Origin of the sequence: Paraburkholderia caledonica NBRC 102488, assembly GCF_000685095.1 — a bacterium.
GTDB lineage: Bacteria > Pseudomonadota > Gammaproteobacteria > Burkholderiales > Burkholderiaceae > Paraburkholderia > Paraburkholderia caledonica.
Genome location: NZ_BAYE01000004.1, coordinates 420,400 through 438,011, shown reverse-complemented (window position 1 = coordinate 438,011; position 17,612 = coordinate 420,400). Strand labels below are relative to the sequence as shown.

Here is a 17,612-nt window from a genome sequence, read left to right as displayed (position 1 = left end):
GCTTCACCCCGCGTCCACCACGAACCCACGTTGTCGCAAAAGCTGCAGAACGCCTTTGCGGCCACCCAGATGCAACGCGCCAATCGCCACGAACGCCGGCTTGTTCGGCGCGGCGATCTGCAGCATCCGCGAGACGAAGCGCCGATTGCGCGCGTACACGATCCTGTCGTCTATCGAGTTGGACACCTGCTTGTCGCGCGCCAGCTTTTCGGTTTTCGCGGCCTCCCAGGCGGCGATTGCATCGGCATCGCCAACACGCCACAGGCGGTGCAAGGTCCGCACGTCCTCGACGTTTTGCGCGGGCGTCTGCATCAGATCCTGCGCGAGCATCTCGCGTTGCTGGGCGAGCGTGAGCCCGGTGAAGGCGCGCATTTGCTGCGGCAAGGTTTCGAGGCCGATGATCTTGCCACGTGTGCGCAGATATACGTTCTGCAACTGCGCTTCAGTGCCGTACTCGGTCTGCAAGCCGGCGCTGAGCGAGTCGTAGGTTTCGACCAGCAGCGAGGCGAGCCACGGGCGCATCTTTTTGATTTCGTTCAACGCCGCGGGATTGCCGCGCAGACGAAACGCGAGCTTGCGCCACAGCGGCTCCGGCAAGAGGCCGGGAAGGCAGTCGCGGCGGCACACGCCGTACCTGGAAACATCGTCTTGCGAAACGAGTAGCTCGTCCGGCGAAAGTTCGAGCGCAAGCGTCGGCGAAGCCGCCAGCGCGCCCATGATCGGCGGACGAAACGGCTGAGCCGGCGGGTAATCGGCGGGATCGCCCACATGCAGCGTACCCAGCACGTAGATGGTGGTAGCACCGCGAGTCGCGACGTAGAACGGCATACGCGCCGGTTGCAGGCGCACGGGTCCGCTCGCGGTCGTACCGGGTGTGGCGGGTGGCGGATTGAGGCCCGGCAGCGCGGCGCGTGGCTCCGACGGCACGTGCGGTACCGGCAATGCGGGACGCGCACCTTGCGTGGTTGAATTGACGCCAGCCGTGGGTGTATTGGCCGCGGCGCCGGCAGCGTGCGCGCGGCCGATCAGTGCCGCGGAGAAATACAGAACGGAACATACGCCGACGAGCGCGGCACCGGTCAGTGCACGCGCCCGCAAGCTTCGCATGAAGGCAGCGCGGCGGCCGCCTTCACGCGAGCGGCGCGCAAGACGACGCGCCGCCAACGCATCAGGCATCCACGTCCCCCACCTCCTCGGCGCGGTGACACGACACCTGACGGCCATCCACTTCACGCAGCTTCGGCTCTTCGCTGCGGCAACGGTCGATCACATAGGGGCAGCGCTGATGAAACGTGCAGCCCGAAGGCGGATTCAGCGGCGAAGGCATCTCGCCTTGCAGCTTGATCTTGATCGTGCGATCCGCCTCGAAGATCGACGGCGTCGCCGACATCAACGCGCGCGTATAGGGATGCCGCGGCTTCGAGAAAATCCGCTTCTTGTCGCCGAGTTCGGCCACGCCGCCGAAGTACATCACCATCACGTCGTCGGCAATATGCTCGACCACTGACAGATTGTGCGAGATGAACACATAGCTCGTCTTGAACTCCTGCTGCAGATCCATGAAGAGGTTCAGAATCTGCGCCTGGATCGACACGTCGAGCGCCGACACGGGTTCGTCGGCGACAACGATCTGCGGGTCCAGAATCATCGCGCGGGCAATTGCCACGCGTTGACGTTGACCGCCCGAGAACATATGCGGATAGCGCTTTGCATGTTCCGGACGCAGGCCGACGGTACGCATCATTTGAGCGATACGTTCCGCGCGTTCCGTTACGCTCAGTTGGGAGTTGATCGCGAGCGGTTCGCCGAGCGTCTGCTCCACGGTCTTGCGCGGGTTGAGCGACGCAAACGGGTTCTGAAACACCATCTGCACGCGCCGCCGCAGCGCCGCGATTTTCGCGTGATCCGCGCCAGCCACGTCTTCACCGTCGATCAGCAAACGGCCCGCGCTGGGCGCTTCGATCATGGTCAGCTGGCGCGCGAGCGTCGACTTGCCGCAACCGGATTCGCCGACCACGGCGAGCGTCTTGCCGCGCTCGAGCGCGAACGACACGCCGTTGAGCGCCTTCACCGTGCCCGTTGCGAACATGCCGCGTTTGACCGTGTAATAACGCGCGAGCTTGTCGGCGACCAGCACGTGATCGCCCGCATGGTCCGACTGGCGCCGCGTTTCAGGTACTGCGTTCATCGTGCGCCTCCATGTGTGTGAACGTTCGCGTCGCCGCTCAGGTTCAAGGGTTTGATGCAACGCACGCGCGCTACTTCGGCGTGACCTTGCATGGGCGCGAGCGCGGGGCGTCCCTTGTTGCAGTCGTCGACCATGTACTTGCAGCGCGGGGCAAACAGACACCCTTTCGGGCGATCGTCGCGTCCCGGCACCATGCCCGGCAAAGCAGCGAGTCGCACGGCACCCACGTTATGCTCGGGAATCGCGGCCAGCAACGCTTCCGTGTACGGATGATGAGGCGCGGCGAAGATGTCCGGCACCTTGTTCGTCTCGATCACCTCGCCAGCGTACATGACCGCGACGCGCTGCGCGACCTCGGACACCACCGCGAGATCGTGCGAAATCAGCACGAGCGCCATGCCCCGCTCTTTCTGCAAGCGCATCAGCAGTTCCATGATCTGCGCCTGGATCGTTACGTCGAGCGCGGTGGTCGGCTCGTCGGCGATCAGCAGTTTCGGGTTGCAGGCAATGGCCATGGCGATCATCACGCGCTGGTTCATGCCGCCCGACATCTGATGCGGAAACGCGCCGATGCGGCTCTTCGCGTCCGGAATGCCGACCTGATCGAGCAGTTCGAGTGCGCGCTTGTCGAGCGCGGCGCCGCGCAGCCCTTCGTGCAGCTTCAGCACTTCCTTGATCTGATAGCCGACCGTATAGCTCGGATTCAGACTCGTGAGCGCGTCCTGGAACACCATCGCGATATCTTTGCCGATGATCTTGCGGCGTTCCTTCGCCGATGCCTTCAGCAGATCGCGGCCGTTGAACGTGATTTCGTCCGCCGTGACCTTGCCGGGGGCGTCGATCAGTCCCATCAACGCCATCATCGTCACGCTCTTGCCCGAACCCGATTCGCCGACAACGCCGAGCACTTCGCCCGGCGCGACGTCCAGATTGATCCGGTCGACAGCAGGTAGTCCGTTGAAGTTGACCGCCAGATTGCGGATGGTCAGTAGATTGTCCATTTATGCCATCCGTTTCAGTTTGGGATCGAGTGCGTCGCGCAGCCCGTCGCCGAGCAGATTGATGGCGAGCACCGAGATCAGGATGGACAAACCAGGCATCGTGACGATCCACCATGCGCTGTCGATGTAATCACGCGCCGAGGCCAGCATCGCGCCCCACTCCGCCGACGGCGGTTGTACGCCGAGGCCGAGGAAGCCGAGCGCGGCCGCATCGAGAATCGCCGACGAGAAGCCGAGCGTTGCCTGCACGATCAGCGGCGCGGTGCAGTTGGGCAGCACTTGCGAGAACATCAGACGCAGCGTGCCGGCGCCGGCCACTCGCGAGGCCGTCACGTATTCCTTCTGCAACTCGCCTTGCGCCGAGGCGCGCGTCAAACGCACGTAGCCCGGCAACGCGACGATCGCGATCGCCAGCATCGTATTGACGAGGCCCGGACCGATGATCGCGACCACCGCCACCGCGAGCAGCAGCGACGGCAATGCGAGCAGCACGTCCATGACGCGCATGATCGGCGTATCGGCCCACTTCTCGAAGAATGCCGCGATGAGACCGAGCACGATGCCCGGAATCAGCGCGAGCACCACCGACACGAAGCCGATCCAGAACGACAGCCGCGCGCCGTACATCAGACGCGAGAGGATGTCGCGGCCGGCTTCATCGGTGCCGAGAACGAACCGCCAGTTGCCGCCTTCGAGCCATGCAGGCGGAATTTTCACGAAGTCGCGGTACTGTTCGATCGGGCTATGCGGCGCGATGAGCGGCGCGAAAATCGCCACGACGATAAGCAGCAGAACGACGATGCCGGCGCCAACCGCACCGCGATTGCGCGAGAAATTCGCCCAGAATTCGCGAGCGGCAATCGCGCGGCCGCTGGGCGGCGTCACTGCTGTGGGGACTGTGTTTTGTATGTCTGCCATGCTTGATCACCTCGTATGGCGAATGCGCGGGTTGAGCACGCCGTACAACAGATCGACGACGAGGTTCACGAAGATCACCAGTGTGGCGATCATCAGGATGCCGCCCTGCACGACCGGATAATCGCGGCGGCCAATCGCATCGATCAGCCATTTGCCGATGCCCGGCCACGAGAAGAGTGTCTCCGTCAGTACCGCGCCCGCAAGCAGCGTACCGACCTGCAGACCGATCACCGTCACCACCGGAATCAACGCATTGCGCAATGCATGAACGACGATCACTCGCCCCGGCGATAAACCCTTCGCGCGCGCGGTGCGGATGTAGTCTTCTCGCAGCACTTCGAGCATCGACGAACGAGTCATGCGCGCGACGACCGCGAGCGGAATCGTTCCGAGCACGATGGCGGGAAGAATCAGATGGCTGAGTGCGGACTTGAACGCGCCTTCGTCGGTGGACATCATCGCGTCGATCAGCATGAAGCCGGTCACGTGCGGAATATCGTATTCGACCGCGATGCGGCCTGACACCGGCGTCCAGCCAAGCTTGACCGAGAACACCATGATGAGGATCAAGCCCCACCAGAAGATCGGCATTGAATAGCCGGTCAGCGCTGTACCCATCACGCCGTGATCGACGGCCGTGCCGCGCCTGAGCGCCGCGAACACGCCTGCCGGCAGGCCGACGATGAGCGCGAACAGCATCGCGCAAATCGACAGTTCAACTGTGGCGGGGAAGCGGGCGAGAAATTCACCCATGACGCTCGTGTTGGTGATGATGGAAGTGCCGAGATCGCCGTGCAGCGCGCGGCCGATGTAGTGGACGTATTGCATCGGCAGAGGCTCGTCGAGCCCTAGCCGGTGCATAGCCGCGGCATGCATCGCCGGATCGACGCCGCGCTCGCCCATCATCACTTCGATGGGGTCGCCCGGTATCAGGTGAATCAGCGCGAATGCAAGGATCGTGATGCCGATGAACGTCGGTATCACCATGCCGATGCGGCGCAAAACAAAGCGGAACATGGTTCGTCCCTATGGTCTTGATGAAGAAAAAACGCAACCGGCGACGAGGGCTTGTGACCCCGGTCGCCGGACCATTTCGACCAGTTTGCTAACCGTGCGAAAAGCGTACTGCGCGAATTTTACGACTTGCCTGACTCAATATCGGGCGCCTTACTTGACGCTGACGCCGTCGAAGCGAGCGTAGCCGAGCGGCTCGATACGCATGTCGACCACCTTCTTGCTAACAGGCTGGTAGACCGTCGAGTGAGCGATCGGCGAGAACGGCAGTTGCTGCGCGAAGATCTGCTGCGCCTGCGTGTATGCCGTCGTGCGCGCGCCCTGGTCGGACGTCGAACGACCCTTCTGGATCAGATCGTCGAAAGGCTTGTAGCACCACTTCGAGAAGTTGTTGCCGTTCACCGCTTCGCAGCCAAGCAGCGTGCCGAGCCAGTTGTCCGGATCGCCATTGTCGCCTGTCCAGCCGATCAGCATCGTGTCGTCCTCACCTGCGTGGGCGCGCTTGATGTACTCGCCCCACTCGTACGTGACGATCTTCGCCTTGACGCCGATCTTGGCCCAGTCAGCCTGGATCATTTCCGCCATCAGACGCGCGTTCGGGTTATATGCGCGTTGCACCGGCATCGCCCACAGCGTGATGTCGAAGCCGTTCGGATAACCGGCCTTTGCAAGCAGCGCCTTGGCCTTGTCCGCGTCGTACGATGCGCCCTTCAGGTTCTTGTCGTAGGACCATTGGGTCGGCGGCATCGGGTTCGTGGCGGCCTGGCCTGCGCCCTGGTACACGGAATCGACGATCGCCTTCTTGTTGATCGCCATGTCGAGCGCCTGACGCACTTCGACCTTGTCGACCGGCTTGTGCGTCACGTTGTACGCGAGGTAGCCCAGGTTGAAGCCAGGCTGCGACGGCATCGCGAGACTCGATTCGGCCTTCAGCGGTGCAATATCGGCCGGGCGCGGATAGCTCATCACCTGGCATTCGTCGCGCTTCAGTTTCTGCACGCGCACGCCGGCGTCCGGCGTGATCGAGAAGATCAGCTTTGAAATCTTGACCGCGTTCGGCTTCCAGTATTCGGGATTGCCGTCGAAACGGATAGTCGCGTCTTTCGTATAGCTGCGGAAGATGAACGGACCCGTGCCGACCGGGAACTGGTTGATGTCGGCGGCTTTGCCGGCCTTCAGCAACTGGTCGCCGTATTCAGCCGACAGAACCGACGCGTATTCCATGGCCAGGTTCTGGATGAACGGCGCGTTGACTTCCTTCAGCGTGAACTTGACCGTGTACGGATCGACCTTTTCGACCTTCGTGATCAGCTTGTCCAGACCCATGTCGGTGAAGTACGGGAACTGCACCGGGTAGGCCTTGTGGAACGGCTGGTTCGCGTCGAGCATGCGCTCGAAGGTGAAGATGACGTCATCTGCGTTGAATTCGCGCGTCGGCTTGAAGAACGACGTGGTCTGGAACTTCACGCCGTGACGCAGATGGAACGTGTACGTCTTGCCGTCCGCGGAGACATCCCACTTTTCGGCGAGGCCCGGCTCGACCTTGGTGCCGCCACGCTCGAACTCGACGAGGCGGTTATAGACGGTGAACGTATTGGCCGTGAAATCGGTGCCCGTGGTGTATTGGGCCGGATCGAAACCCGCAGGGCTGCCTTCTGAGCAGTAAACGAGTGTCTTGTTCGGAATCTCGGCGCGCGCGCTTTGCGCACCCACCATCGATGCCGCTGCAGCTGCGACGAGCGTCGTAACACGCGCGGCGCGCAACAGGTTGTTTTGCTTCATGTTTCCTCCAGGTTCGGGGCTGGCTGACGCCAGCGTAGCGCGATATTACTGAGCTTTCCCCGGTGTCACAAGCAGAGGAAATTATCCGCCACGCCGCAGCCGGCGCGCCTGCGCGGATATTTCAAGACCTCTTTCGAATGACTTTCAGAGTAGGCCATCGCAGCGATTCTTGTGGAATCGTTTCGAGTTGTTCTGATTGGAAATGTGGGAAAAGTGCTGGGAAGAGACAATTCACCAGAGCCGCCGCGCATGAATCCGCACGGCGGCCTCTGGACCACAATGGGCAACAACGGCCAGCACAACGGCCAGCAACAACGGCCAGCACCAACGACGAGTCAGCGGTTTAACCGCCCAGGCGCTCGCAGATCGCCGTGGTCGCCGCAGCGCCGTTAAGCGTGTAGAAATGCAGACCCGGTACCTTCGCGCTGATCAGACGCCTGCACAGGTCCGTCACCACGTCGAGCCCGAACGCGCGAATCGACTCGCGGTCGTCGCCGAAACTCTCCAGCCGGCGCGCGATCCAGCGCGGCACTTCCGCGCCGCACATCTCTGAAAAGCGCATGAGCTGCGAAAAGTTCGTGATCGGCATGATGCCCGGCACGATCGGCACGTCGACGCCGAGTTTCCTTGCGTCGTCGACAAAACGGAAATACGCGTCCGCGTTGAAGAAGTACTGAGTGATCGCGGAATTGGCGCCGGCCTTCACCTTGCGGGCGAAGTTTTCGAGATCGTGACGCGGCGAACGCGACTGCGGATGATATTCCGGGTAGCCCGCCACCTCGATCCAGAACCAGTCGCCGAATTCGGCGCGGATAAAGCTCACCAGTTCCGACGCATAACGCAACTCGCCGACTTCGCCCATGCCGGACGGCAGGTCGCCGCGCAGCGCGACGATATGGCGAATGCCATGCGCGCGGTACTCGTTGAGAATCGCGCGCAAGCTCTCTTTGGACGAGCCGATGCACGACAGATGCGGCGCCGCCTCGAGCCCTTCCTTCGCCATATCGACGACGGTGTCGAGCGTGCCCTGCTGCGTCGAGCCGCCTGCGCCAAACGTGACGGACACGAACTTGGGCTTGAGTAAAGCGAGTTGCGCGCGCGTTGCGCGCAGCTTGTCGACGCCTTCCTGCGTTTTCGGCGGGAAGAATTCGAATGAAAGTTCGATCGGGTTCATGGTTCAGTATGTCAACCGAGACTGCGGTTGCCGAAAATGAGCGCGGACAGCAGCCATGACACGATGCTATACAGAATCGAGCCGAAGAACGCCGACCAGAAACCCGACACTTCGAAGCCCTTCAGCAGCGACGCGCACAGCCAGAAGCACAGCGCATTGACCACCAGAATGAAGAGCCCGAGCGTGACGATCGTGACGGGCAGCGTCAACAGAATCAGCACCGGCCGCAGGACCGTGTTGATCAATCCGAGGACTACCGCGACGATCAACGCGGTGCCAAAGCTGCGGATATGAATCGACGGAACGAGGTAAGTGATGATCAGCAGCGCCAGTGCATTGATCAGCCAGGTCAGCAGAACGGTCATGTAAAGCTCCTTGCAGGCAGGATGTCCGTTGAACGAAAAGGCAGGCATGGCGAGCAAAGCGGCGCCTAAGCGCCGCCCCGTCGTCACACCATCATGTTTTCAGGCTGCCCTCGGGCTTGCGCGCGAAGGGCATACCGGAACGCGTACTTAATAGCGGTAGTGGTTCGGCTTGAACGGACCGTTCTTGTCGACGCCGATGTAGCCCGCCTGCGCGTCCGACAACACGGTCAGGTTCGCACCGATGCGCGCCAGATGCAGACGCGCGACCTTCTCGTCCAGATGCTTGGGCAGCACGTACACGCGGTTCTCGTACTTCTTGCCTTGCGTGAACAGCTCGATCTGTGCGAGCGTCTGGTTCGTGAACGAGTTCGACATAACGAACGACGGGTGGCCCGTCGCGCAGCCCAGGTTCACGAGGCGGCCTTCAGCCAGCAGAATCACGCGCTTGCCGTCCGGGAAAATGATGTGGTCGACTTGCGGCTTGATGTTGTCCCACTGGTACTGACGCGTCGAGGCCACGTCGATTTCCGAATCGAAGTGACCGATGTTGCAGACGATCGCGTTGTGGCGCATCGCCTTCATGTGATCGTGGTTGATCACGTGGTAGTTGCCCGTTGCCGTGACGAAGATGTCGGCTTTGTCCGCCGCGTATTCCATCGTCACCACGCGGTAGCCTTCCATCGCAGCCTGCAGTGCGCAGATCGGATCGATTTCGGTGACCCACACGGTTGCGCCGAGACCGCGCAGCGATTGCGCGCAGCCCTTGCCCACGTCGCCGTAACCGGCCACCACGGCGATCTTGCCCGCGATCATCACGTCGGTCGCGCGCTTGATGCCATCGACGAGCGACTCGCGGCAGCCATACAGGTTGTCGAACTTCGACTTGGTGACCGAGTCGTTGACGTTAATCGCCGGGAACGGCAGGCGGCCTTCTTTTTCCATCTGATACAGACGATGCACGCCGGTCGTGGTCTCTTCCGTCACGCCCTGGATGTGAGCGAGACGCGTGGAATACCACGTCGGGTCAGCGTCCAGATGACGCTCGATCGACTTGTACAGCGCGACCTCTTCCTCGTTGGTCGGCTTGGCGATCACCGAGCGGTCTTTCTCCGCCTTCGAGCCGAGGATCAGCAGCAACGTCGCGTCGCCGCCGTCGTCGAGAATCATGTTCGCGAACTCGCCGTTCGGCCATTCGAAAATGCGGTGCGAGAACTCCCAGTATTCGTCGAGCGACTCGCCCTTGAACGCGAACACCGGCGTGCCGGCCTTGGCGATTGCCGCAGCGGCGTGATCCTGCGTCGAGAAGATATTGCACGATGCCCAGCGCACGTCCGCGCCGAGCGCGGTCAGCGTTTCGATCAGCACGCCGGTCTGGATAGTCATGTGCAACGAACCTGCGATTCGCGCGCCCTTCAGCGGCTGCTGCGCCTTGTATTCGTCACGCGTTTGCATGAGACCGGGCATTTCCGTCTCTGCAATGGTGAGTTCCTTGCGGCCCCAGTCGGCAAGCGACATGTCGGCAACGATGTAATCCTGGGAAGCTTGGGAATCGATAACTGCGGCGTTCATCACGCCCTCCTTTCTAAGTAGTGACTAGAAATTTGACGTGAGCGCGGTTCGATGCGGTGGACAGGAAAGCGCAATGCGCATCCGGTCCTTCCGATTGAAGCCTTCGAGCCTGGCGGGCGGCCGGCGAATATATGCTGATTCGCGGTACCCGTCGCAACGCTCCTCGAAGACGAACGGCGATTGTAGCAAATCGAGATGGCTTCGGGGCGTGAGGATCGGTTTGGGGTGGGCTTTTGGGGGCGGGCTTTTTTGGGGTGGCGTTGCCGCGGCGTTGCGTTGCGGTCGTCTTTTGCGGCGGCGTCAGGCGGCCGGCGTTTGCGCTGGGTTACACAGCGGCCGCGCCGCCTGCCGCATGCGCGCCAGCTTCGGCGGTCATCTGCGCGCCGTGCAACTGGACGATGCCCGCTCGCGCTCTGTCGAGAAACTGCCGCGAAAAGCGGAAAGCTTCGGCGACGTCGGCGGGATCGGGCGTCAGCCAGCCGAACGCAACGCGGAAGTAGCGCTCAGCGTGGATGCCCGAGTGGTAATGCATGCGCACGCGCTTCGCGTCCGCGAGCCGTGGATTGCCGAAAATTTCGCGGAGCGCCCACGAAAATGCGCCGTCCTCGCCGCCGATACGGCGAAACGCGTCATCCATAGGAAAGCCGCCGAGCGCCGCGTACGCCGCCCGACGCACGATGAGACTGCTCGGCACCGTATTGCTGAGCGTTGCCGCATGCTGGGCGAAGTCCTGGTGACCGGCGATTTCGCGAGGAAAACCAACGTACTCGACGTCGAGGCGCACCGACACCTGTTTCGGGTTCTGCGCGAGGAACGCGCTTGCGGCAGCCAATGCGCCGGGCAGATATTCGTCGTCGGCATCGAGGAAGGCGAGCAGATCGTGCGACGCATGCAGCGCGCCCCAATTGCGCGCCTGTGCTGCGCCGCCGTTGCAGGGCATGCGCAGCAGCGCCACGCGCGAGTCGGTCCCCGCGTACCGAAGGGCGAGTTCAGCGGACGAATCGGTGGAGGCGTCGTCCACGACGATGATCTGCGCCGCCTCCGGCTGGAGCCGGCAGCTTTCGAGAGCCCGGGCAAGCGTCGAGGCGCCGTTGTAGCACGGAATAACGACGGAAATGGGGTGAGCGGATGTCATGGGCAGAAGCCGTGGCGGGCGGCGGGCGCGGCAAAACCGGCGATGGTAGCGCGGGCGCCGGAAGGCTCATCTCGAAATCGCGCGGGCTTCATGCGCGCTGTCCGCAAGCGACCTTCATCACCCTCGCCGCTATAAATTTGATGACTTACAATCTCCGGATTCATTCCAATATGGAATCCGGAGTCTGATCGTGGAACTGCGTGCGCTGCGCTATTTCGTCGAAGTCGTTCGTCAGCAGAGCTTCACTGTCGCCGCCGAGCAGATGTTCGTCACCCAACCGACCATCAGCAAGATGGTGAAATCGCTCGAAGACGAGATCGGCTCCCCGCTGCTGCTGCGCGACGGCCGGCAGATGGTGCTCACCGACGCCGGCCGAATCGTCTATCAGCGCGGCCAGGAAGTGCTTGCAGCGCACGCGCAGCTGCAAGCCGAACTCAACGACCTCGGCACGCTCGGTCACGGCGAACTCACCATTGGAATTCCGCCGATGGGCGGTTCGCTCTTCACGCCCGCTATCGCCACGTTCCGCCAGCGCTACCCGAAAATCGAACTGAAGCTTTTCGAGCAGGGCTCCCGCGCAATCGAGACCGCGCTGATCAACGGAGAGCTGGAACTCGGGGGCGTTCTCCAGCCGGTGGACCCCGACAATATCGACGTGCTGCCGATCACGCGCCAGTTGCTTTGGCTCGTCGCGCGCGCCGGCTCCCGGTGGGACGAGCTTCGCGTAGTGCCGCTCGCCCAACTCGCGGACGAACCGTTCGTGTTCTACGGCGAAAGCCTCGCGCTCAACGACGTAGTGCTCGGCGCCTGCCGCAGTGCGGGCTTCGCGCCAACTATTGTCGGACGCAGCGGACATTGGGATTTCATGGCGGCGCTCGTGCTGGCTGGCGTCGGCATTGCGCTGCTGCCTGCACCCTATTGCCGGCGACTGGATGCCGCGCAGTTCACTTGCCGGCCGGTCGCCGAACCGGAAATTCCATGGGAAATGGCGATTGGCTGGCGCCGCAATGGGTATTTGTCGCATGCTGCGCGCGCGTGGCTCGACGTGGCGCGCGAGACGCTACCCGGTCGGGCCGGCGACGATCTGATGCTCGGTCTGACCGGCATTGCCGCGCCGCTTCAAACACCGCGTTCTGAATGACAACGCGCCGCCCGGCGCGTCGCGGGGGGCGTGTCGCTAACGCATTTGCAAGCAGCATCTAACTCATTACTGTGCAACGAACTCGATGCGGCGGTTGGCAAAGCGTCCGCTTGCGGTGTCGTTGGGTTGAATCGGGTGCGCCTGGCCGTAACCTTGGGCACTCAGCGAATCTGCCGGAGCGCCGGTTTTAACGAGGTACGAGCGAACCGCCTCGGCGCGCTGCTTCGACAGTTGGAGATTGGCCTGTTCGCTGCCCACGTTGTCAGAGTATCCCGCCACTTCGAGCTTCGCCGCCCGGCCGTTGCGCGCACACGCGTTCAGCACGCGCGCGAACTGGTTCAAGTCTTCCGCTGCCGGCGTGGGTACATGCGCGCTCTCGCTCGTGTGCGGGCTTTGCCGCTGGCGTGGGCTGCTCGATATGCGCCGACACGGCCTTGAGTTGAGCGAGCACGCTGCCGGCGAAAGCGCCGACGTTTTATCTCCTATTTTGGATGGAGATGCTGGCTGTTCGACTTCGGCGGCAGAGCGCGCGGAGTTCGATTCATGCCGCGTTGCCCGAAGGCGCCACGGCGGTCGCCTGAACGGTCACCGTCTGCGGCTTTCGACGGCTTGCCGCGATCAACTCCGCCGCGCGTTCGCCGATCATTACCGTGGGCGCATTCGTATTGCCGCCGATCAGCGTCGGCATCACCGATGCATCGACGATCCGCAGCCCGGTGACCCCTCGCACGCGCAATTGCGGATCGACCACGGAGCCCGCGTCGCCGCCCATGCGGCAGGTGCCGACCGGGTGATAGATCGTGTCCGCATGGCGTGCGATGGCCTCGCGCAATTGCGCGTCGGTCTGGCCCGGCCGCGTGTAAAGCTCGCGACCGCCGTGCAGCGCGAGCGACGGCGCATCGAGAATGCGCCGCGCCATCTGCACGCCTTCCACCAGCAGGTCCAGATCGCGTGAATCGCTGAAGAAACGCGGATCGATCACGGGCGCCGTGCGCGCATCCGCGCTCGCGAGCGTCACGGTGCCCCGGCTGAACGGTCGCAGCACGCATACATGTAGCGAATAGCCGTGCCCCCAATGCATATGACGGTTGTGATCGTCGACGAGCGCCGCGCAGAAATGCACTTGCAGGTCAGGCCGCTCGAGCGTCGGCTTGCTCTTCAGAAAACCGCCCGCCTCCGCGACATTGCTCGACAGCATGCCGCGTCCATGCCGAATAAAGGTGACGAACTGCGGCACCATTCGCGCGATGCCGCGGACCGAAAAGCCCGTCGGCTCGATCGACGACACGCGCTTGTTGATGGTGAAATCGACGTGATCGATCAGGTTCTGCCCGACTTCCGGCGCATCGTGCAACACCTCGATGCCATGCGCCTGAAGATGCGCGGCCGGCCCGACGCCGGAGCACATCAACAGTTGCGGCGAATTGAAGGCGCCCGCCGCGACGCCGACCGGCATATTGACCAGCAGGTTGCGGTTCGTGTGCGGCCCCGCTTCGACGAGGGCAATCGACGCGTCGGGACAGTCGTCCGCAAGACGGCTCGCGAGCGCGCACCCGCCCGATCCGGCGCCTACGATGATGTAGTCGTATTCCATCGCTCCTCCTGATAGCCCGCGTTGCTCGCGGACCCTGTCTCGTGCACACTTGTCTACGTGTGTTTCACCGGCATTGTAGGGAGCGTCGGGAGGCAAGCGGCGGCTTCGCGTCAGAGCGATTACTCTAAACATGGGCGGCGCCGCGACCCTATGATGGAAGTCCCACACGCGCCCGCCGGACGGTCGCGCGGGGCATTCAAACAACGTCCGCGGACGTCGCGCTTTTCCTGCGCGGCATACACGCAGCGGTCAAACGTCGCAGCGCCGGTTTGCGCCGCAGACCCGTCCGCGAACGCGGCGACCTGTCGCGAAGAGCAAGGTCAAAAACGTGCCACGAACGAGCCGTCCATGAGTCGTGAATCAGCCGCGGACGACGCTTAAGCGGAACGCGAACAAGCGAACGCAAAGGACACCGACCGCGCGATGACCCGGCACGGGCAAACCGCCGTCGAACTCGCGGCGAACGGAGACAGCAGATGCAACGCCATAGCTTCGGCCAGACCCACGAGGTCACCAACCAGGTCCCGCCGCTCGCGGACTACAACCTGTTTTCGAGCGACGCCGCGCTCTCAGCCGCGCTCGAACGCGACGGCGCCGTGTGGCATCGCGATGCATTGTTGCGGCACGGCGCGGCGCTCACCACGCCCGACACACTCGCGCTCGCCGAACTTGCCAATCGCCACACGCCCGAGCTTTCCACGCACAGCCCGCGGGGCGAGCGCATCGACGCGCTTGAGTTTCATCCCGCGTGGCATGAGCTGCTATCGCTGCTGCGTCGCGAGGGGCTGCACGCGCTGCCTTTTTCCGATCCGCAGCCCGGCGCGATGGCCGCGCGCTGTGCCGGATATTTTCTGCATGCGCAGATCGAATCAGGGTCTCTTTGCCCGTTGACCATGACGTTCGCCAGCATTCCGGTATTGCAGCGCGAACCGCAATTGTTCGAGACTCTTCGCGACAAACTCTACGCACGCGAACACGATCCACGCGACTTGCCGCTCACGCAAAAAATCTCAGCGATGATCGGCATGGGCATGACCGAAAAGCAAGGCGGCTCGGACGTGCGTAACAATCAGACACAAGCGCGTGCGATCGCCGCCGGTGGCCGCGGCGGCGCCTACGAACTCGTGGGCCACAAGTGGTTCTTCTCCGCGCCGCAATGCGACGCCCATCTCGTACTCGCGCGCACGCACGATCACGCCGGTCTTTCCTGCTTCTTCGTGCCGCGCTTCGCGCCGGACGGCAGCAAGAACGCGGTGCAGATCCAGCGTCTGAAAGACAAGCTCGGCAACCGCTCGAACGCCAGCAGCGAAGTCGAATTCCTCGATGCGTTCGGCATCATGATCGGCGACGAAGGGCGCGGCGTGCCGACCATCATCGAAATGGCGAATTACACGCGGCTCGATTGCGTGATCGGCAGCGCAGCGCTGATGCGCGCGGCGCTCGTGCAGGCCATTCATCACGCGCGCCATCGCAGTGCGTTTGGGCGCAATCTCGTCGATCAACCGTTGATGCGCAACGTGCTCGCCGACCTCAGCCTGGAATCAGAAGCGGCGACCGTGCTGTTCATGCGGCTCGCCCACGCGTTCGAGCAATCCGCGGATGCGGATTCGGCAACGTCTGCCGCGAACCCGGCGGAAGCCTCCGCCGAGCGAGCGTGGCGGCGTATCGTGACGCCCGCGGCAAAATACTGGGTGTGCAAGCGCACGCTCGAATTCACCGGCGAGGCAATGGAAGTGTGGGGCGGCAACGGTTATGTCGAAACCGGTCCGATGGCGCGCTTTTACCGGGAAGCGCCCGTCAATTCGATCTGGGAAGGCTCGGGCAACGTGATGTGCCTCGACGTGCTACGCGCCATGGAGCGCGAGCCTGAAGCGGCGCAAGCGCTCTTCGCGCAATGGCAAGCGGATGCCGCCGCGCATCCGGCGTTGAGTGCCGCGCTCGGCAAGCTCGCCGCGACGCTCAATGGTCCCGCCGAAGATCGCGAAGCCTCCGCGCGGCGCATCGCGCAGCAGATCGTGTTGATCGCTCAGGCCACGTTGCTCGTCAAGCATGCGCCCGCTGCTGTCGCCGAGGCTTTCATCGCCACGCGTCTGGCCAACGGCTGCGGCGAAAGCGGCCGGGTCTACGGCACGCTGCCCGCCACGTTCGATCATGCGGCGATTGTCGAGCGGGCTTTTCCAGGCTGATGCCTGGAAGCCGCAGACGAACCGCAGCAAACGGCAGGCAACGACACCAACAGGCGCGGCGCGACCGCGCATCTTTCATCAGGGAGTGATGAACAATGAAGAACGATCTGCCCGAGGTCGCCGCGCTGGAGGCGTTGCTTCACGGTCAGCGTCACGCCTGGTTGCGCGCGCCGTATCCGTCTTGGGAAACGCGCGCGGCGCATCTGAAAGCGCTGCGCAAAGTCCTGCTCGACAACCGCGACGCGCTCGCCGATGCGATGAGCGCCGACTTCGGCAATCGCGCGAAACAGGAAGTGCTGCTCGCGGAATTTCTGTTGGTGAAGGAGGAAATCGACGCCGCCCTGAGGCACGGCAAGCGGTGGATGAAGCCGCAGCGCCGCAGCACCAACAAATGGTTGCTGCCGGCCCGCGCGAAAGTGGTGCCGCAGCCGCTCGGCGTGGTCGGCATTATCGTGCCGTGGAATTATCCGGTGCTGCTCGCCGCCGGACCGCTCATCAGCGCGCTGACCGCCGGCAATCGCGCGATCGTCAAGATGTCCGAGTTGACGCCGCGCACGTCGGCGTTGTTCGAGCAGCTGATCGGCCAGACTTTTGCCCGCGATCACGTTGCTGTAGTGAACGGCGACGCCGCGCTCGCCGCCGCATTTAGCGCGCAGCCCTTCGATCACCTCCTCTTCACCGGCTCGACGAAAATTGGCCACGAAGTGATGCGTGCCGCCGCCGAGCATTTGACGCCGGTTACGCTGGAACTCGGCGGCAAGTCACCGGCGATCATCGGCACGCATGCGCGGTTCGACAATGCCGTGGACAACCTCGTCGCCGGCAAGACGCTCAATGCCGGGCAAACCTGTGTGGCGCCGGATTACGTGCTCGTGCCGCGCGGCAAGGAGCAGGCGTTCGTCGAGCGGGCGCGCAAGCGGATGGCGAAGATGTATCCCGGCTTCGTGCACAACCCGGACTACACGTCGATCATTTCGCCGCGCCACTTCGCGCGCCTCCAGCGTCTCGCCGACGGAGCGCAGGCCGCCGGCGCGCAACTGCATCCGCTGACCGACAGCGCGCCCGACGCCGCGAGTCGCCGCTTTCCGCCTATCGCCGTCACAAACGCGCCGCAGGATTGCGAACTGATGCAGGAGGAAATCTTCGGCCCGCTACTACCTGTCGTGCCGTACGACACGCTCGACGATGCGATCGCGTGGATCAACGCCCGGCCACGCCCGCTTGCGCTCTACCTGTATGCGGACGACGCAGCCACCATCGAACGGGTCACGCACGAAACCATTGCGGGCGGCATGGCGGTCAACGAAACGCTGATGCATCTGGCGTGCGAAAGCCTGCCGTTTGGCGGCGTCGGAGCAAGTGGAATGGGCGCGTATCACGGCTACGAAGGCTTCGTGACTTTCTCGAAGATGAAGCCCGTACTGACGCAAGCGCGACTGAACGCGCGCGCATGGATTGCGCCGCCGTATGGCAGGCGCGTCAGCGCGCTGCTGAAACTGATGATGCGGTTTTGAGCGACGCCAACCGCATGGCTTGACCCGACGG

The 17,612-nt window shown here is 63.2% G+C and carries 14 protein-coding genes, 1 pseudogene and 1 riboswitch; of the genes and pseudogenes, 3 read left to right on the top strand and 12 right to left on the bottom strand.

Annotation, left to right across the window (positions count from 1 at the left end; genetic code table 11):
• Window positions 1-3 precede the first annotated feature (3 nt).
• The 10 genes from BCA01S_RS11505 to BCA01S_RS11460 all read right to left on the bottom strand — a co-directional run bounded on the left by BCA01S_RS11505 (window position 4) and on the right by BCA01S_RS11460 (window position 11,146).
• Window positions 4-1,176 (bottom strand): TraB/GumN family protein, encoded by a 1,173-nt coding sequence (locus tag BCA01S_RS11505; RefSeq protein WP_027777008.1) that lies wholly within the window; start codon window positions 1,174-1,176, stop codon window positions 4-6.
• Window positions 1,169-2,188 (bottom strand): peptide ABC transporter ATP-binding protein, encoded by a 1,020-nt coding sequence (locus BCA01S_RS11500; protein ID WP_020070787.1) that lies wholly within the window; start codon window positions 2,186-2,188, stop codon window positions 1,169-1,171. Before BCA01S_RS11500 ends, BCA01S_RS11505 begins: the two co-directional genes overlap by 8 nt.
• The gene (locus tag BCA01S_RS11495; RefSeq protein WP_027777007.1) at window positions 2,185-3,189 is read right to left on the bottom strand and encodes an ABC transporter ATP-binding protein; all 1,005 of its coding nucleotides are present in this window, start codon (window positions 3,187-3,189) and stop codon (window positions 2,185-2,187) included. The genes BCA01S_RS11500 and BCA01S_RS11495 overlap by 4 nt, the downstream gene beginning before the upstream one ends.
• Window positions 3,190-4,107: an ABC transporter permease subunit gene (locus tag BCA01S_RS11490; protein ID WP_027777006.1), complete on the bottom strand. Its 918-nt coding sequence runs from the start codon at window positions 4,105-4,107 to the stop codon at window positions 3,190-3,192.
• A gap of 6 nt (window positions 4,108-4,113) precedes the next feature.
• The gene (locus BCA01S_RS11485; RefSeq protein ID WP_006052552.1) at window positions 4,114-5,124 is read right to left on the bottom strand and encodes an ABC transporter permease subunit; all 1,011 of its coding nucleotides are present in this window, start codon (window positions 5,122-5,124) and stop codon (window positions 4,114-4,116) included.
• Window positions 5,125-5,274: 150 nt separating this feature from the next.
• The gene (locus tag BCA01S_RS11480) at window positions 5,275-6,903 is read right to left on the bottom strand and encodes an ABC transporter substrate-binding protein (RefSeq protein ID WP_027777005.1); all 1,629 of its coding nucleotides are present in this window, start codon (window positions 6,901-6,903) and stop codon (window positions 5,275-5,277) included.
• Between the two features lie 343 nt (window positions 6,904-7,246).
• Window positions 7,247-8,077, bottom strand: a complete 831-nt coding sequence (gene metF, locus BCA01S_RS11475) for a methylenetetrahydrofolate reductase [NAD(P)H] (protein ID WP_027777004.1) — start codon at window positions 8,075-8,077, stop codon at window positions 7,247-7,249.
• Between the two features lie 11 nt (window positions 8,078-8,088).
• Window positions 8,089-8,442 carry a phage holin family protein gene (locus BCA01S_RS11470; protein ID WP_006052549.1) on the bottom strand — a complete coding sequence of 118 codons (354 nt, stop codon included), beginning with the start codon at window positions 8,440-8,442 and terminating at the stop codon, window positions 8,089-8,091.
• Window positions 8,443-8,589: 147 nt separating this feature from the next.
• The gene (gene ahcY, locus BCA01S_RS11465) at window positions 8,590-10,011 is read right to left on the bottom strand and encodes an adenosylhomocysteinase (protein WP_020070781.1); all 1,422 of its coding nucleotides are present in this window, start codon (window positions 10,009-10,011) and stop codon (window positions 8,590-8,592) included.
• A gap of 32 nt (window positions 10,012-10,043) precedes the next feature.
• A riboswitch (S-adenosyl-L-homocysteine riboswitch) is annotated at window positions 10,044-10,182 on the bottom strand.
• Between the two features lie 154 nt (window positions 10,183-10,336).
• Complete coding sequence (locus BCA01S_RS11460; RefSeq protein WP_027777003.1) at window positions 10,337-11,146, bottom strand: glycosyltransferase family 2 protein; 810 nt, start codon at window positions 11,144-11,146, stop codon at window positions 10,337-10,339.
• A gap of 190 nt (window positions 11,147-11,336) precedes the next feature.
• Here BCA01S_RS11460 and BCA01S_RS11450 point away from each other — a divergent pair, with 190 nt between their 5' ends.
• Window positions 11,337-12,287 carry a LysR family transcriptional regulator gene (locus BCA01S_RS11450; RefSeq protein WP_027777001.1) on the top strand — a complete coding sequence of 317 codons (951 nt, stop codon included), beginning with the start codon at window positions 11,337-11,339 and terminating at the stop codon, window positions 12,285-12,287.
• Window positions 12,288-12,353: 66 nt separating this feature from the next.
• On the opposite strand, the gene BCA01S_RS11445 is transcribed toward BCA01S_RS11450, so the two are convergent.
• Together BCA01S_RS11445 and BCA01S_RS11440 are read right to left on the bottom strand one after the other, a co-directional pair.
• A complete protein-coding gene (locus BCA01S_RS11445; RefSeq protein WP_425176390.1) occupies window positions 12,354-12,707 on the bottom strand; it encodes an OmpA family protein in 354 nt (117 codons plus the stop codon).
• Window positions 12,708-12,828: 121 nt separating this feature from the next.
• Window positions 12,829-13,836 (bottom strand): annotated as a pseudogene (locus tag BCA01S_RS11440) (GMC family oxidoreductase); the annotation flags it as partial.
• Window positions 13,837-14,357: 521 nt separating this feature from the next.
• On the opposite strand from BCA01S_RS11440, the gene BCA01S_RS11435 reads away from it, so the two are divergent.
• Complete coding sequence (locus BCA01S_RS11435; protein ID WP_027776998.1) at window positions 14,358-16,067, top strand: isovaleryl-CoA dehydrogenase; 1,710 nt, start codon at window positions 14,358-14,360, stop codon at window positions 16,065-16,067.
• Between the two features lie 95 nt (window positions 16,068-16,162).
• Entirely contained in the window at window positions 16,163-17,581 is a 1,419-nt protein-coding gene (locus BCA01S_RS11430; RefSeq protein ID WP_027776997.1) for a coniferyl aldehyde dehydrogenase, read from the top strand.
• Window positions 17,582-17,612 lie beyond the last annotated feature (31 nt).

Bases quoted from the DNA above. Each gene is read 5' to 3' on its own strand.
- BCA01S_RS11500 (WP_020070787.1), bottom strand. From the start codon at position 2,188: ATGAACGCAGTACCTGAAACGCGGCGCCAGTCGGACCATGCGGGCGAT.
- BCA01S_RS11435 (WP_027776998.1), top strand. From the start codon at position 14,358: ATGCAACGCCATAGCTTCGGCCAGACCCACGAGGTCACCAACCAGGTC.
- BCA01S_RS11430 (WP_027776997.1), top strand. From the start codon at position 16,163: ATGAAGAACGATCTGCCCGAGGTCGCCGCGCTGGAGGCGTTGCTTCAC.
- BCA01S_RS11460 (WP_027777003.1), bottom strand. From the start codon at position 11,146: ATGACATCCGCTCACCCCATTTCCGTCGTTATTCCGTGCTACAACGGC.
- BCA01S_RS11470 (WP_006052549.1), bottom strand. From the start codon at position 8,442: ATGACCGTTCTGCTGACCTGGCTGATCAATGCACTGGCGCTGCTGATC.
- BCA01S_RS11490 (WP_027777006.1), bottom strand. From the start codon at position 4,107: ATGGCAGACATACAAAACACAGTCCCCACAGCAGTGACGCCGCCCAGC.
- BCA01S_RS11480 (WP_027777005.1), bottom strand. From the start codon at position 6,903: ATGAAGCAAAACAACCTGTTGCGCGCCGCGCGTGTTACGACGCTCGTC.
- BCA01S_RS11495 (WP_027777007.1), bottom strand. From the start codon at position 3,189: ATGGACAATCTACTGACCATCCGCAATCTGGCGGTCAACTTCAACGGA.
- BCA01S_RS11505 (WP_027777008.1), bottom strand. From the start codon at position 1,176: ATGCCTGATGCGTTGGCGGCGCGTCGTCTTGCGCGCCGCTCGCGTGAA.
- metF (WP_027777004.1), bottom strand. From the start codon at position 8,077: ATGAACCCGATCGAACTTTCATTCGAATTCTTCCCGCCGAAAACGCAG.
- ahcY (WP_020070781.1), bottom strand. From the start codon at position 10,011: ATGAACGCCGCAGTTATCGATTCCCAAGCTTCCCAGGATTACATCGTT.
- BCA01S_RS11485 (WP_006052552.1), bottom strand. From the start codon at position 5,124: ATGTTCCGCTTTGTTTTGCGCCGCATCGGCATGGTGATACCGACGTTC.